This is a genomic window from Ensifer sp. ENS07 (assembly GCF_014852185.1).
Taxonomy (GTDB): Bacteria; Pseudomonadota; Alphaproteobacteria; order Rhizobiales; family Rhizobiaceae; genus Ensifer; species Ensifer adhaerens.
Window position 1 is genome coordinate 265,027 of sequence record NZ_JACVBE010000009.1, and the last position, 14,640, is coordinate 279,666.

Here is a 14,640-nt window from a genome sequence, read left to right on the forward strand (position 1 = left end):
GCCTATTCGGTGATGCGAAAGTCACCGACGTGCTCAGGCGGCTCGACAAATTCGGCAACCACCTTTGAAACCCATGCCGCCGGCGGCCCGTCATGCAGGCGCTCGAGCATGAGGGTGACCGCGTCCTCCGGGCCGCTGATCAAGGCGGCTACCGACCCGTCCGCCTCGTTTCGAACCCATCCCACCAGACCGAGCTTGCGCGCCTCGTCACGCGTCCAGACCCTGAAGCTGACGCCTTGCACCCGCCCGAGAATGTGGACCAACGCCGTCTTGCCGGTCTCAGCCATGGCTCGTCTCCTTTGCCGTTTGTCATGAAATCTGGCGCAAGGCTGCGGAAAGACAAGCCACCCGCAAAAGGACTGAAAGGACGACCGCCGCAACCTAAAAATTTCCACACTGCGCTCCAAATATTTTGTTCGTGTATTTTTAAAAGTTGACGCGCGAAAACTTTTATGATTTTTACGGCCTCACCAAGACGGCGGTGGGAGGGCCTCGCCAGCTTGGCTGAGACACAAGAAGGCCCGCGCCGTTTCCAGGGAGGAAACCATGAACTTGTCCCGCATTCTGAAATCTCTCGTCGCCGGCACGGCGCTGTCGCTCCTTGCCTCCTCGGCTTTTGCCGACGGCATCGGCGCGTCGCTTCTGACCCAGCAGCACCCGTTCTACATCGAGCTCGCCGACGCGATGAAAGCCGAGGCTGAAGCCAAGAACGTCAAGCTCGAGGTCTCGATCGCCAACCAGGATCTGAACAAGCAGCTCGCCGATGTCGAAGACTTCATCGTCAAGGGCGTCGACGTCATCGTCATCTCGCCGGTCGACAGCCAGGGCGTGCGCGCTGCGATCGAAAAAGCCGAGAAGGCCGGCATCAAGGTGATCACCGTCGACGTTCCGGCCAATGGCGCGACCGTCACGTCGCATATCGGCACCGACAACTTCACCGGCGGCGTCAAGGCCGGCGAGCTGATGGCCAAGGTTCTCGACAACAAGGGCAAGGTCGCCGTCATCGACTATCCGACGGTCCAGTCGGTGGTAAACCGTGTCAACGGCTTCAAGGAAGCGATCGCCAAGCATCCGGACATGGAAATCGTCGCGATCCAGACCGGCATCACCCGCGCCGAAGCATTGGCCGCCGCCCAGAACATGCTGCAGGCCAATCCTGATATCACCGGCATCTTCGGCTTCGGCGACGATGCCGCCCTTGCCGCTGCCGTTGCGGTCAAGGCTGCGGGTCTCGAATCCCAGGTCAAGGTCATCGGCTTTGACGGCATGAAGGAAGCGCGCGACGCCGTCGACACGAACCCTGTCATGGTCGGCGTCATCCAACAGTTCCCGGACCAGATGGGCAAGCAGGCGGTCGACACCGCCGTCAAGGTTGCCGCCGGCGAGACCGTGCCGGCCGAACAGCCGATCGTCCCCGGCGTCTACACCGCGAAGTAAGTCCTCCCAGGACAGCCGCCGCCTCACCTCAGGGGCGGCGGCAACCCATCAGGGTCCGTTTCCGTCCTCTGGCCGGAGGCGCTGCTCTCGGCTGACCTGAAGGAGGCCGCCATGTTTGGTTCGACCAGCGATACCATTCTCGAAATCGACAACGTCACCAAATCCTTCGGCCAGGTCGCGGCGCTGAAGGGCATGCGCCTCAAGGTTCGCCGCGGCCGGGTGCACACGCTGCTCGGCGAAAACGGCGCCGGCAAATCGACGCTGATGAAGATCCTCGCAGGGGTTCACGAGGCGACCTCGGGGGAAATCGCCCTCGATGGGCGCCCCTACCAGCCGCGCAATCCGCAGGATGCCGCCGCACTCGGTCTTGCCATCGTCTTCCAGGAACTCAGCCTCTGCAGCAATCTGACGGTGGCCGAAAACATTCTCGCCACCCGCGAGCCACGCCGCTTCGGCTTCATCAACGACAAGGAACTGGTCGTCAGGGCCCGCGCGATCGTCGCCGATCTCGGCCTGCCGATCGATGTCAGCGAGAAGGTCGGCAATCTCTCGATCGCCCAGCGCCAGCTGGTCGAGATCGCCAAGGGCTTAAGCCACGAGGCCAAAGTCGTCATTCTCGACGAGCCGACGTCGTCGCTCAGCGACAGCGAAGCCGAGATCCTCTTCGACATCATCGCGCGGCTGAAGAGCCGTGGCGTCGCGGTCATCTACATCTCGCACCGCATGGAAGAGATCATGCGGCTCAGCGACGACATCACGGTCATCCGCGACGGTGAATATGTCTCCACCCATGATCGCGACGACGTCACCATCGAGACGCTGATCGCGCTGATGGTCGGCCGCCGCATGGACGAAATCTATCCGCCAGCGGCACACGAGCAGAAGCCGGATGCCACGCCGGTTCTCTCCGTCGACGGCCTCACCCGCGACGGCGAGTTCGAAAACATCTCCTTCGACATCCGGCCCGGTGAAATCCTCGGCTTCTTCGGCCTCGTCGGCTCCGGCCGCTCCGAGGTGATGAACGCGCTCTTCGGCATGAGGGCCGCGACCGGCACTGTGCGCTTCGAGGGGCAACCGGTCCGCTTCCGCTCGCCGGCAGAGGCAATCGCCCGCGGCATCGGCTTCGTCACCGAAAACCGCAAGGAAGAGGGCCTGGTCCTCAGCCACAGCGTCGGCTGGAACATCTCGATGGCGGCGCTCTCCGATTTCACCGGCCCGCTCGGCTTCACCCGCAGCCGCGCCGAACGCACGGCGGCAGCCCAGGAAGTCGGCCGGCTGGCGATCAAGACCCATTCGCTCGACACGCCCTCGGGTTCGCTCAGCGGCGGCAACCAGCAGAAGATCGTGCTCGCCAAGTGGCTGCTGACCCGGCCCAAGGTGCTGATCCTCGACGAGCCCACTCGCGGCGTCGATGTCGGCGCCAAGTTCGAAATCTACAAGATCATCCGCCAGCTGGCGGCCGAGGGGACGGCGATCCTGCTGATCTCCTCCGAGCTGCCGGAAGTGCTGGGAATGAGCGACCGCGTCGTCGTCATGCACGAGGGCGTCATCGGCGCAACGCTTTCCGGCGCCGAACTCAACCCGGAAACGATCATGGCGCACGCAACGGGATTTAAATCATGACGCAGCAATCCGAACTCCAGGCCGCCTTCCTGCGCGCCCTGAAACAGTATGGCGGCATCCTTTTGTCGTTGGTGATGCTCTGCGTCATCTTCTCCTTCCTCAACCCGCGCTTCATGTCGGTCGTCAACTTCATGAACATCCTGCAGCAGGTGGCCGTGGTGGCGATCGCCGCCTTCGGCATGACCTGGGTGATCCTGCTTGGTGAGATCGACCTTTCGGTCGGCTCGATCATTGCGGTTGCGGGCATGGTCGGCGCGCAATGTTTCGCCTTCGGCCTCGGCTTCGCGCCGGCGCTCGCCATCACGCTTCTTGCCGGCGCCCTGATGGGCATGCTGAACGGCGTACTGACGGCAAAGCTGCTGCTGCCATCCTTCATCGTCACCGTCGCGACCATGGGCATCTACCGCGGCATGGTCAGCCTGCCGACCAACGGCGCGCCGGCGATGATCGAGAACTCGACCTGGACCGCCATCGGTACCGAAAGCTTCCTCGGCCTGCCGATCATCATCTGGGTCGTCGCCGTGCTCTTCCTCGTCAACCACATCCTTTTGAGCAAGACGAGCTTCGGCCGCCGCGCCTACCTCACCGGCGGCAATCGCGAGGCAGCGGTCTATTCCGGCATCAAGGTCGACCGGCTGAAGATCACCATCTTCATGATCTCGGGCGTGATGGCGGCGATCAGCGGCGTGCTTCTCTCCTCCCGCCTGTTCTCCGCCCAGACCAATGCCGGCATGAGCTACGAGCTCGACGCAATCGCGGCGGCAGTCCTCGGCGGCACCTCGCTTGCCGGCGGCGTCGGCACCATGGTCGGCACGCTGATCGGCGCGCTCATCATCGGCGTCATGAACAACGGCATGAACATGCTGTCGGTCCCTTACTTCTACCAGCTCATCGTCAAGGGCCTGGTGATCCTGATCGCCGTCTGGCTCGACGTCCGCGCCAAGCAGGCAAAGCGCTGATCTTTCCGAAGAGAACATACCCATGCACAAGATACTGACGATCGGCGAAATTCTCGTGGAGATCATCGCCACCGAAAAGGGCGACGGCTTTCGCCAGGCGACCCCTTTGATCGGCCCCTACCCCTCGGGTGCGCCGGCGATCTTCATCGACCAGGTCGGCAAGCTCGGCCAGCCAGCGGCAATGATCTCGCGCGTCGGCAACGACGATTTCGGCCACGTCAACGTTGATCGGCTCAAGGCCGATGGCGTCGACATCTCGGGTATCGCGGTCGATCCGCTCGGCACCACCGGCAGCGCCTTCGTGCGCTACCGCGCCGACGGCAGCCGCGCCTTCGTCTTCAACATCCGCCACAGTGCCTGCGGCACGATCCGGCTCGACGAGGCGACCCGGGCGCTGGTCGGAACTTGCAGCCACCTGCACGTGATGGGCTCGTCGCTCTACGCTCCAAGCGTGGTCGAGAGCATCATCGCCGCAATCGAGATCGTCAAATCGGCCGGCGGCACCGTCTCCTTCGACCCGAACCTGCGGCCGGAAATCCTCGACAGCCCGGGCATGCGCGAGGCGCTGCAGGCGGTGCTCGCCAAGACCGACGTCTTCCTGCCGAGCGGACAGGAACTCTTCCTGTTCACGCAAGCAAAGACCGAAGCGGAAGCCGTTGCCGAACTGCTCGCCACCGGCATCAAGGTCGTCGTCGTCAAGCGCGGCGCCGAAGGCGCCAGCTATTTCGATCGTGAAACGACGCTCTCGCATCCGGGTTTTGCGGTCGAGGAGATCGACCCGACCGGCGCCGGCGACTGCTTCGGCGCGACCTTCGTCACCTTCTGGCTGAACGGAGCCAAGCCCGCTGAAGCACTGGAATTCGCCAATGCCTCGGGCGCGCGCGCCGTCATGATTTCCGGCCCTATGGAAGGCGCATCGACGCGCGCCGATCTCGAAACCTTCATCACCGCGAAAAAGGGCTGACCGCCATGCAACAGAACCTTCTGATCGACATCGCCCGCTGGTCCGAACGCCCCGGCCCGCGCGGCATACCCTCCGTCTGCTCGGCCCACCCGCTGGTAATCGAAGCCGCCATGCTGCGGGCGCTGAAGGAAGATGCCGCGCTTTTGATCGAGGCGACCTGCAACCAGGTCAACCAGGACGGCGGCTATACCGGCATGACGCCCGCCGATTTCACCCGCTTCGTCGCCGGGATCGCCGATCGTGTCGCCTTCCCGAAGGAAAAGATCATTCTTGGCGGCGACCATCTCGGCCCCAACCCGTGGAAACACCTTGCGGCCGAAGAGGCCATGGCCAAGGCCGAGACGATGATCGAAGCCTATGCCAAGGCTGGCTTCACCAAGCTGCATCTCGATACCAGCATGGGCTGCGCCGGCGAGCCGGTGGCTCTGCCCGATGCGGTGACGGCGGAGCGCGCCGCGCGGCTGGCGGCTGCCGCCGAAGCCGCTATTCGCGGCGAAAACCACACCGCTCCCGTCTACATCATCGGCACCGAAGTGCCGGTTCCGGGCGGCGCACTGGAAGAGCTCGACACGCTGGAAGTCACCGCACCCGAGGCGGCGGTCGAGACCGTCTCCATTCATCGCCAGGCGTTTGAAAAGGCCGGCGCTGCCGACGCCTTCGGACGTGTCGTCGGCGCAGTGGTCCAGCCGGGCGTCGAGTTCGGCAACGAGAACGTGATCGCCTATGACCGGGCGAAAGCGGCGAAGCTCAGCGCCAGCCTGAAACAGCTCGACGGCGTCGTCTTCGAAGCGCATTCGACCGACTACCAGACACCAGAGGCGCTGCGCGATCTCGTTTCCGACGGCTTTGCCATTCTCAAGGTCGGCCCGGGCCTGACCTTCGCTTTTCGCGAGGCACTCTACGGCCTCGACCAGATCGCCGCCTTCCTTTTCCCCGAGGCGCGCAAGCAGACGCTGGCGGCCGTCACCGAGGAAGTGATGCGCGAGGAGCCGGCCAACTGGGGCAAGTATTACCACGGCTCGGCGGAGGCCCAGCGGCTGCAGCGGCACTTCTCCTATAGCGACCGCATCCGCTATTACTGGCCGCATCCGAAGGTCGCGGCAGCCGTCGAAGAACTTCTGGCACTGCTTGACGGCGTCGTCATCGCGGAAACGCTGATCAGCCAGTATCTCCCCGGCAATTACGAGCGCGTGCGCGACGGTGAAGTCGCGGCTCAAGCAAAACCGCTGGCACTTGCTGCCGTCGATCGGGTTCTCGAGGATTACTTCAGGGCCTGCCGCGCTTAGCGCCCGGCCCTCTGTTCGGTGAATATTTGCGAGCCGGTACTGCCTATCCCCTCGAAATGAACCTATAAACGAAATCAAAACAATATGGGGCACAGCGACCGTGGACAGACAGATCAAGACCATGGAGGATTTTTCGGAGTTCGTCGGCCTGTCGCGCCCGACGGTCTCGAAATACTTCAATGATCCAGGCTCGGTCCGCAAGAAGACCCGCGATGCCATAGAGGCTGCGATCAAGCAGTCGGGTTTTCGCCCGAACATCTTCGCCGTCAACCTGAACCGCCGCCGCACCAACATCCTCGGCGTCATCGTCCCGAACTCGACCGACCCTTTCTACATGGCGCTGACGCGCCGGATCGAACACATCGCCAACCAGGCAAGGTTCCTTGCCTTCGTGCTCTCCTCCGACGGGCGGCCGGAAATGGAAGAGCGGGCGATCGAGACCTTCAAGTCGATGAACGTCGCCGGCGCCATCATCGCGCCGCTCGGCGTGCAGTCGCACCACCGGACGCTGACGGCGCTCGGCGCCAGCATTCCGCTGATCTATGTGGACTCGCCGCTCGATGACAGCTCCTCCTTCGTCGGCACCGACAACCGCCAGAGCTTCCGGCTGATGGTCGATTATCTTTGCCGCTCCGGCAGCCCGCCCTGCTACTTCGGCATGCCGCCGGTCAACAACAACGCGATGGCCCGGCGCGACGCCTATCTGGAAGCGATGCAGCAGCTGAAGATGGAGCCGGCACTGGTCGAAACCACGCCGAATGCCGCCTGGGATTTCGAAAAATTCGGCTTCGACGAGACGCTGCGCATCCTCGGCTCCGGCGGCTTTCCAACCAGGACGGTGCTTTGCGCCAACGACCGCGTCGCCTTCGGCGTGATTGCCGCCGCCTTCCAGTCGGGCCTCAAGGTCGGGCGCGACGCCGATGCGGATCTGCGCGTCGCCGGCCACGACGACCATCCGCTGTCGCGCTACACCTGCCCGCCGCTGACGACGGTGGCGCAGAACTACAACGAGATCGGTCGTCTGGCGATCGAACTGCTTTTGTTCAAGCTCGGGGAAACCACCAACGACGGCGGCGCCTTCCCCGAGGACGAGCGCATTCTCTTGAGCGCGGAGATCATGCTGCGCGGTTCCGCCTAGCAAGGTCGGGCGACCCATTCTGTCCGAATGCGACCTCTCAGAAGAGCGCGCTCCAGACAGACCCGGTTGCGCTGCTCAATCAGGACCGGCGCGCCAGCGCCAGCACCTGATCGGTCGTCAGGATATCGCCGAAGGTGTCATCGATCGTCGCCAACGATGCGCGATGCAGCAGCGCATGCGGAACGATGTCACCTTCGCCCGTATCGAGATCGCGTGTGGCGCAGGCATCCGAAGCGACGATGACGTTGAAGCCGAGCGGCACGGCATCACGCGCTGCACCGGCAACGCAGGCATGGGTCATCAGCCCTGACATGACGAGCGTATCGACGCCAGCCTGCCTCAACTGGGTGCCGAGATCCGTGCTGGCAAAGACGCTGACGGAGGATTTGCGCACCACCGAATGGTTGGCGGCGGGCTGAATGTCCCGGTGAAACGCCGAAGTCTCGCTGTCCTCGGCAAACACCGGGCTGCCAGCCGGCGTGACATGCTTGACGTGATAGACCTTCATCCCATCGGAATCGGCGCGCTGTATCAACCGCTTGGCATTGGCGAGCGCCTTTTCGCCATCGGGGATCGGCATGCGGCCGCCAAAATATTCGTTCTGGAAGTCGATCGCCAGCAGCGCCGTCTTCCTGGGATCGAGGCTGGCGGGGGCAGCGGCACCGGCAATCGTACGGATGGTCGGGTGTTGTGTCATCGGAGGTTCCTTTCGCGTTTCGACGCCCGCGAAGATCGTCAAAGCGGCCTCATCACGAAAGTGGCCTGAATGACAATATGTGATAGGTTCCGGCCAACTTCATTGCTTGAGTATCGGCCAGCACATGCACACCGTCGCCATCGTCGCCTTCGAGGGCATCAGCCCCTTTCACCTCTCGGTGCCCTGCATCGTCTTCGGCGACGACCTGTTGAAGCTCGGCGCGCCACGTTACCGGCTTGTGGTTGCCGGAGAAAAGACCGGTACCGTTCGCACCATGTCCGGTTTCAGCATCGAGGTGGAGCACGATCTCGCGAGCCTGAGGGAAGCGGACACGATCATCGTGCCGGCCTGGAACGATGCGGGCAGCCGTCCGTCGGAAAGCCTGCTTGGGGCCTTGCGCGACGCCCACGCGCGTGGCGCCCGGCTCGTCGGCCTCTGCCTCGGCACCTTCGTGCTCGCCGAAGCCGGGCTGCTCGACGGCCGGGCGGCCTCGACGCACTGGGCCTGGGCGGACGAATTCGAGCGCGCCTACCCGCAGGTCGCGCTGAACCGGAACGCGCTCTATCTCGACGAGGGCGATATCCTGACGTCCGCCGGAACGGCCGCGGCGATCGACTGCTGCCTGCACATCGTGCGCAACGACCACGGCGCCGAGATCGCCAACCGCATCGCCCGCCGGCTGGTCGTCGCACCTCATCGTCACGGCGACCAGGCGCAATATATCGAAGCGCCGCTCCCTGCCCCCGGCAGCGGCGACCCGCTCTCAGCGACGATTACCTGGGCGATCGAACATCTCGACGAGCCACTGTCGCTCGAACGGCTGGCCGATCACGCCGGCATGAGTCTCCGCAGCTTCACCCGGCACTTCCGCAAGAAGACGGGAACGACGTTCACGCAATGGCTTCTGGCGCAGCGGTTGGCGGTGGCGCAGCGCCTGCTGGAGACCGGCTCCTGTTCGGTTGATCACGTAGCGGAGATGGCGGGTTTTGGCTCCACCGTCTCCTTCCGCCAGCATTTCACCCGCGCCCTCTCCATCTCGCCAGCCAGCTATCGCCGACAGTTCCGCAACCGGCCAGCACGTGCATCCGCGCCCTAACCGGTCCCTTGCCCGTGTACATCAGGGAGCGCCGGCGTCAGGGCAAGGCGCGCTGCGCGTCGGCCCGCATCGGCGGCCGCACGAGGAACGCCAGCAACGGCACCGCAACCGTTGAAACCCCTGCCGCGCAAATAAAGAAGGCGGAATAGCCGAACCGTTCGGCGATCCAGCCGGCGCCCAAGCCCCCGGCCATGCTGACAAGGCTGTCCATGCATTGGAACAGAGTGAAATCGACGCCCGCCTGGCGCGGATCGGCCCAGCCCATGAACTGTGCATAGAGCGCGACGAAGCCGATCGCCATGACGCCGGAGGAACTGGCAACCGCAAGCGTCATCACCAGCGGTCGCGAGACATCCCCGGAGGCGCCGACATAGGCGAAGGCGACCAGCATCGTCACCTGCAGGAGCAGCGCGCCGATCAGCACGGCACCGGTACCGCACAGGCGCACGAGCAGACCGCCGAACAAGGCCCCACCGAAGCCGACGAGCATGCTGCCGACACCATTGAGCATACCGACAGAGGCGAGATCGAACCCGTAGTCGATCAGGAAAGGGCCGAGCATGGCAAGGCCCCATTTCTGCGCGGACACATAGATCGCTGCGAGCAGAAGGCCTTTGCGCACCTCCGGCCGGGCGAGCGCGGCCTTGAGCGACGGAGTGTGGCTGCGCGCCTCGTTCGTCGGGCGCGAACCGGGCCCGAGCAGGAAAGGCAGACCGAGCCCCAGCACGACGGCGGCCATGATCCACACCGCCGGGGCCCAGCCGAGCCGATCGACGAGCACGAGGAACAGGCCGGCACCGATCGCCGAGCCGACATAGGAGCCGCCGACCTGGGCGGCATTGCCCCAACCGTGATGCTCTTCGGCGAGCGTCTCGACCGCAAAACCGTCGCAGGCGATGTCGACGGTCGAGGTGAAGAGCGCGATGAACACGAGGCAGGCGAGAACGGGGAAGAGCCGCTCCGGGCCGATGAACCCGAGAACCGTAAGCATCAGCGCCGACAGCGTGCCGCCGACGACAATGATGACCGCCGAGCGGTTGCGACCGACCACCGGCAGGCGGAAACGCTCCACCTGCGGCGACCAGAGGAACTTCAGCGCCCAGGGCAGCACCGTCAGATAGACGAGGCCGATCTGGTCGAGCGGGAGGCCCTGCGTCCGCAAGACCGCCGGCAGGCCGAGCATCGTCAGCCCGCCGATCACGCTCTGCGCGACATAGAGCCCACCGACCGCGAAGAAGATCGCGGCCGGCGACGGCCTTGGCTGGACTGCCTTTTCCGACGCCATCAGAAGCGGTAGCGCAGGCTGGCGACGACCTTGCGGCCTTCGTCGAAGTAGCAGAAGCCCGTTGTGCAAAGCTGCTCGACTTCGTCGAAGAGGTTGGTCGCATTGAGCTGAAGCCGCACGCCCTCGAAGTTCGGATTGGCAGCGCCAAGATCGTAGCGCACCGAAGCATCGACAAATGTGCGCGCCTGGTTGTTGAGGACCGGCGTGTGGACGTTGTCGCCGAAGCTCGAGCCGACATAGCGCAAGCCTGCGCCGACGCCGAGCCCTTCGAGCGGTCCGGACTGCACCTCGTAGTCCGCCCACAGCGAGAACATGTGGTAGGGCGAGGAGTTCAGCTGGTTGCCGAGCGTTTCCGACGTCAGCTTGGTGATTTCGACGTCGTTGTAGGAATAGGACGCGATGAAGTTCCAGCCGTTGTCGAGCGAGGCCGTGCCCTCGAGCTCGAAGCCGCGTGACTTCAGATCGAGCTGGCGCAGGAGGTTGAGACCCGATGACGTCTCGTAGACGGTGGCGTTTTCCTGGTCGATGTTGAAGACCGCGGCCGTAATCGTCGTGTTCTGGCCGGGGATCTCGTACTTGACGCCCGCCTCCCATTGCTTGCCGAGCGTCGGCATCGCCGGCGTATCGGTGCCGCCTAGATTGAGGATCACGCCCGGGTTGGAAACGAAGGCCGTCCCGTAGCTGACATAGGGCATCATGCCATTCGGCAGCACGTAGCCAAGGGCGGCGCGCGCTGTCGTCTCGCTGTCGTCGCGGTTGAAGCGCCTTCCGTCGACGGAATATTTGTTGTCCACCCAGTCGTGGCGCAGGCCCGCCGTCAGGCGCCAGGCCTCATACTCGATCTGGTCCTGGATGTAGATGCCGATGCCGCTTTGCGACTGCTTCTGGGTCGAAGTCAGCTTCGGCACATAGGTGAAGTCGTCGGTGAAGAGATCCGGCCCGCTGCCCTGCTGCGAGGTGTACTTCATGTAGCTGTAGTCGATGCCGGCGATCAGCTGGTGCGCAGCGGCACCCGTGTCGAAGTCGAACTTCAGATAGGTGTCGCTGGCAAGGCCGCTGTTGTCCTCGACGGTCAGGCCCGGATACTTGGCGAACACCCATTCCTGCCGCGTCGAAATGTCGGAGTAGCGCAGCTTGTGGAAGAGCGTGACGCTGTCTGTGAGCTCATGCTCCAGCTCGTAGCCGATGCGCGCCTGCTTCTGGGTGAAATCGTTGAAGCGGGCGTCGCCGCCATAGGTCGGGATCGCGCCGATCGACTTGCCGTCCGGCCCGTAGCGGTTGAGGTAGCCCCAGGTGCCGCCGGTGGTCGAATCCATGTACTCGCCAAGCAGCGTGAACTTGGTGCCCTCGTCCGGCTGCCAGGTGAAGGCGGGTGCGATGAACAGGCGGTCGTCCTTCACCGCCTCGATCTCGGTGCGGCCGTCGCGCGCAAGACCGGTCATGCGGTAGAGCATGGTGCCTTCGTCGTCGAGCGGTCCGGAAACGTCAAAGGCGCCCTGCACGCGACCGAAGGAACCGTATTGCACCTCGACCTCGCGCAGCGGGTCGCTGGTCGGGCGTTTCGAGACGATATCAACGATACCGCCAGACGAGCTGGCGCCGTAGATGGAGGCGGCCGGGCCGCGCAACGTGGCGATTGCCTCGACGCCATAGGGCTCCAGCCGGAACAGGCCGTTGGGGCTTGCGATCTGGCGCAAGCCGTCTCGGAAGATTCCGGTCAGCGTCAGGTCGATGCCGCGCACCTTGAAGGCATCGAAGCGCGGCTCGGCGCCGTACTGGCCGACGCGGGCGCCGGGTGTATAATTCAGCGCTTCCATCAGGTTCTGGGGCTTCAGGTCCTGCAACTGTTTCTGGCTGATCACCGACATCGACTGCGGCGTCTGCATGACCGGCGTATCGGTCTTGGTGGCGATCCTAGCGGATTTCGCCACGTAGCCGTCGGTCTCGACGATGCCTTCGGCGCCGGTCCGCTCACCGGTCGCGGTGATCTTTTCCAGTTGCGTTGCGCCATCCCTGACGACGGCGCCGGTGGTGATCGTCGCGTCCGCCGGATCGAAGATCTGCACGGTCGTTGCGCTGACGATGCGGAAGCGAAGCCCGGTCCCGTCGAGCAGTTGCGCAACCGCCGCCTCGGTCGCGAGCCTGCCTTCAACGCCCTTGGTCACCTTGCCGCTGGTGAGCGCGCTCGGATAGAGCAGGCGCAGGTCGGCCTGCCGGCCGAGCTTGAGAATGCCCGTTTCAAGGGAGCCCGCGGGAACGGAGATCGCTTTGGACGCCGTGATCGCGGACGGTGCCGCCGTCGCCTGCGCCTGCACTGCGCTCGCGCAGGCGATGAAAGAAACACTGGCGAGCGCCAAGCATGCAAAAGACCGGCGTCGCGATCCACGACCCTGCAAAATTCTCATCCGAGATCCCCTACTCCAACTCCGGGCGGGCCACCTCGAACCAGGTGCAGCGCCGCCACTGCTGACTAAGAGTGTGGGGAGCGCGTTCTCCTGACGTCACCGGACGATTTTTGTCAGAAAAGATTCTTGTAAGGCGTGAAACCGCCTTGCCGCCGGCGTCAACCTAACGCGACTGGACGAGGACCATGAGGCCCGAGAGCCGCAAGACACGGAGCGGCAGACTGGCTTCGAGAACGCTCAGTGCGTCGTCGGTATCGTGCAGATCGAAGATGCCCGACACTTCGAGCGCGCCGGCCTTCTCGTCGATGAGCAGGATCCGGCCGCGGCGGTAGCGCTCGAGCGTCGAAAGGACCTCACGGAGCGGCCGACGGGAGAAGACAAGCTTTCCGTCGCGCCAGGCCGTCCCGGCGGCAACATCCGTCTTCGTCAGGAAGAGGCGACCCTGCCGGTCGATCGTTGCCGCTTCGCCGGCGCCGAGGATGGCTTTCTGCCCGGCCGCCTCGACTTCGACACGGCCCTCCTCCACCTTAACGTCGGCCGCTCGGTCCGCCCCCGTCGCGCCAACCGAGTAGCGGGTTCCGAGCGCCGTCGCGCTGATCGAGCCGTCTTCGACCACGAAGGGCCTCTGCGGATTTTTTGCGACGGCAAAGAACGCCTCGCCGCGCAGCAGCCGCACCTTTCTTTGCCCCTGATCATATCGGACGACGAGCGCCGTGTCGGTGTTGAGATCCACCTGCGTCCCGTCCTCCAGCGCGATGCGCCTGACCTCGCCGACACCGGTGTAGTAGTCGGCGCGCCAACGGGCGCCATAGGGCGTCGCCAGCGACAGGATCGCGACGCCTGCGGCAAGACAGAGCCCGACAAAGCCACCGACGCGGCGGCGGCGCTGTGCGCGCAACTGCCCGAGCCGCCCTTCGGGGATCGGTACCTCGCCGAGATCGCTCCACAATGCCCGCAGTTCTTCGTAGGCCGCCCGATGATCCGGATGGTCGTCGAGCCAGCGCTCGAATGCCTGGCGGTCGATAACGGTCGCATCCTCGGACTGCAGTCGCGCAACCCAGCCGGCAGCCGCTTGCAGAACGCTGTCATCGATTGTCTGGCGATCGCCACTCATTCCTGTCTTCCGGTCGAACTGAAAATGCCTTCGGGCGGTCCCAAAGAATCGCTCCCATCATCTTAGAGTTGAATGGATGGTTTTGCCTGATGTCGGCTCAGAAAATAATTTCGGCGCGTATTTTCCGGCATTCGAGCAGCGCCCGGATGATGTGCTTTTCGACCATGTTTCTCGATATGCCGAGCTGCTCGGCAATCGCGCCGTTGCTGAGGCCGTGCAGGCGGCTGAGGATGAAGACCTGCTGGCAACGGTTCGGAAGCCCCTCGATGGTGCGCGCCATGATCAAAAGGCACTGGCGGGCGTTGACGATGCGATCCTGGATCGGCCTGTCTTCGGCATGTTCCCTGCCGTCCTCGTCGGCAACGAACAGCGCCTGCTCGCGCGCGGTGCGCTCGGCGGCGACCCGCGCGACGGAGCGCGCGACCTGGAACAGATAGGCTTGCGGGTTCTCGATCAGCGTCGAGCGCGATGCCTCCAGCATGCGCATGAACGTTTCCTGCGTGGCGTCGACGGCATCCTCGCGACTTCTGAGGCGGCGGCTGAAGAAACGGCGTATCCTGCCCTCTTCCCGTTCGTGGAGCCCCTGCACCATCGCATCGGTCATCAATCTGCCTCTCCATCGCGGGAGCCGCGCGG

13 protein-coding genes are annotated in these 14,640 nt (G+C 64.3%); 7 read left to right on the forward strand and 6 right to left on the reverse strand.

Annotated features, from left to right (window positions below; genetic code table 11):
* Positions 1-2 precede the first annotated feature (2 nt).
* Positions 3-287 carry an acylphosphatase gene (locus IB277_RS25150; protein WP_060521945.1) on the reverse strand — a complete coding sequence of 95 codons (285 nt, stop codon included), beginning with the start codon at positions 285-287 and terminating at the stop codon, positions 3-5.
* Positions 288-546: 259 nt separating this feature from the next.
* On the opposite strand from IB277_RS25150, the gene IB277_RS25155 reads away from it, so the two are divergent.
* The 6 genes from IB277_RS25155 to IB277_RS25180 all read left to right on the forward strand — a co-directional run bounded on the left by IB277_RS25155 (position 547) and on the right by IB277_RS25180 (position 7,407).
* Positions 547-1,437 carry a substrate-binding domain-containing protein gene (locus tag IB277_RS25155; protein ID WP_112985511.1) on the forward strand — a complete coding sequence of 297 codons (891 nt, stop codon included), beginning with the start codon at positions 547-549 and terminating at the stop codon, positions 1,435-1,437.
* A 111-nt stretch (positions 1,438-1,548) separates the two neighbouring features.
* Positions 1,549-3,060: a sugar ABC transporter ATP-binding protein gene (locus tag IB277_RS25160; protein WP_060644614.1), complete on the forward strand. Its 1,512-nt coding sequence runs from the start codon at positions 1,549-1,551 to the stop codon at positions 3,058-3,060.
* Complete coding sequence (locus IB277_RS25165; RefSeq protein ID WP_034805523.1) at positions 3,057-4,019, forward strand: ABC transporter permease; 963 nt, start codon at positions 3,057-3,059, stop codon at positions 4,017-4,019. The genes IB277_RS25160 and IB277_RS25165 overlap by 4 nt, the downstream gene beginning before the upstream one ends.
* A gap of 22 nt (positions 4,020-4,041) precedes the next feature.
* A complete protein-coding gene (locus IB277_RS25170) occupies positions 4,042-4,983 on the forward strand; it encodes a sugar kinase (protein ID WP_112985513.1) in 942 nt (313 codons plus the stop codon).
* Between the two features lie 5 nt (positions 4,984-4,988).
* The gene (locus IB277_RS25175) at positions 4,989-6,269 is read left to right on the forward strand and encodes a D-tagatose-bisphosphate aldolase, class II, non-catalytic subunit (protein WP_192372009.1); all 1,281 of its coding nucleotides are present in this window, start codon (positions 4,989-4,991) and stop codon (positions 6,267-6,269) included.
* Between the two features lie 121 nt (positions 6,270-6,390).
* Positions 6,391-7,407 carry a LacI family DNA-binding transcriptional regulator gene (locus IB277_RS25180; RefSeq protein ID WP_192372011.1) on the forward strand — a complete coding sequence of 339 codons (1,017 nt, stop codon included), beginning with the start codon at positions 6,391-6,393 and terminating at the stop codon, positions 7,405-7,407.
* A 79-nt stretch (positions 7,408-7,486) separates the two neighbouring features.
* Here IB277_RS25180 and IB277_RS25185 read toward each other — a convergent pair whose 3' ends face one another.
* On the reverse strand, positions 7,487-8,104 hold the full coding sequence (locus IB277_RS25185; protein WP_112976672.1) for a cysteine hydrolase family protein: 618 nt from the start codon (positions 8,102-8,104) through the stop codon (positions 7,487-7,489).
* A 124-nt stretch (positions 8,105-8,228) separates the two neighbouring features.
* Here IB277_RS25185 and IB277_RS25190 point away from each other — a divergent pair, with 124 nt between their 5' ends.
* A complete protein-coding gene (locus tag IB277_RS25190) occupies positions 8,229-9,200 on the forward strand; it encodes a GlxA family transcriptional regulator (RefSeq protein WP_112976648.1) in 972 nt (323 codons plus the stop codon).
* Between the two features lie 37 nt (positions 9,201-9,237).
* On the opposite strand, the gene IB277_RS25195 is transcribed toward IB277_RS25190, so the two are convergent.
* The 4 genes from IB277_RS25195 to IB277_RS25210 form a co-directional block, all read right to left on the reverse strand.
* Complete coding sequence (locus IB277_RS25195) at positions 9,238-10,485, reverse strand: MFS transporter (protein ID WP_112976647.1); 1,248 nt, start codon at positions 10,483-10,485, stop codon at positions 9,238-9,240.
* Complete coding sequence (locus IB277_RS25200) at positions 10,485-12,800, reverse strand: TonB-dependent siderophore receptor (RefSeq protein ID WP_371813673.1); 2,316 nt, start codon at positions 12,798-12,800, stop codon at positions 10,485-10,487. The genes IB277_RS25195 and IB277_RS25200 overlap by 1 nt, the downstream gene beginning before the upstream one ends.
* Before the next feature lie 253 nt (positions 12,801-13,053).
* Entirely contained in the window at positions 13,054-14,004 is a 951-nt protein-coding gene (locus IB277_RS25205; protein ID WP_060601778.1) for a FecR family protein, read from the reverse strand.
* A gap of 97 nt (positions 14,005-14,101) precedes the next feature.
* On the reverse strand, positions 14,102-14,608 hold the full coding sequence (locus IB277_RS25210; RefSeq protein ID WP_060601781.1) for a sigma-70 family RNA polymerase sigma factor: 507 nt from the start codon (positions 14,606-14,608) through the stop codon (positions 14,102-14,104).
* Positions 14,609-14,640 lie beyond the last annotated feature (32 nt).

Coding starts and splice junctions, on each gene's coding strand:
- IB277_RS25180 (WP_192372011.1), top strand. CDS start 6,391: ATGGAGGATTTTTCGGAGTTCGTCGGCCTGTCGCGCCCGACGGTCTCG.
- IB277_RS25185 (WP_112976672.1), bottom strand. CDS start 8,104: ATGACACAACACCCGACCATCCGTACGATTGCCGGTGCCGCTGCCCCC.
- IB277_RS25195 (WP_112976647.1), bottom strand. CDS start 10,485: ATGGCGTCGGAAAAGGCAGTCCAGCCAAGGCCGTCGCCGGCCGCGATC.
- IB277_RS25155 (WP_112985511.1), top strand. CDS start 547: ATGAACTTGTCCCGCATTCTGAAATCTCTCGTCGCCGGCACGGCGCTG.
- IB277_RS25210 (WP_060601781.1), bottom strand. CDS start 14,608: ATGACCGATGCGATGGTGCAGGGGCTCCACGAACGGGAAGAGGGCAGG.
- IB277_RS25190 (WP_112976648.1), top strand. CDS start 8,229: ATGCACACCGTCGCCATCGTCGCCTTCGAGGGCATCAGCCCCTTTCAC.
- IB277_RS25175 (WP_192372009.1), top strand. CDS start 4,989: ATGCAACAGAACCTTCTGATCGACATCGCCCGCTGGTCCGAACGCCCC.
- IB277_RS25170 (WP_112985513.1), top strand. CDS start 4,042: ATGCACAAGATACTGACGATCGGCGAAATTCTCGTGGAGATCATCGCC.
- IB277_RS25160 (WP_060644614.1), top strand. CDS start 1,549: ATGTTTGGTTCGACCAGCGATACCATTCTCGAAATCGACAACGTCACC.
- IB277_RS25205 (WP_060601778.1), bottom strand. CDS start 14,004: ATGAGTGGCGATCGCCAGACAATCGATGACAGCGTTCTGCAAGCGGCT.
- IB277_RS25165 (WP_034805523.1), top strand. CDS start 3,057: ATGACGCAGCAATCCGAACTCCAGGCCGCCTTCCTGCGCGCCCTGAAA.
- IB277_RS25150 (WP_060521945.1), bottom strand. CDS start 287: ATGGCTGAGACCGGCAAGACGGCGTTGGTCCACATTCTCGGGCGGGTG.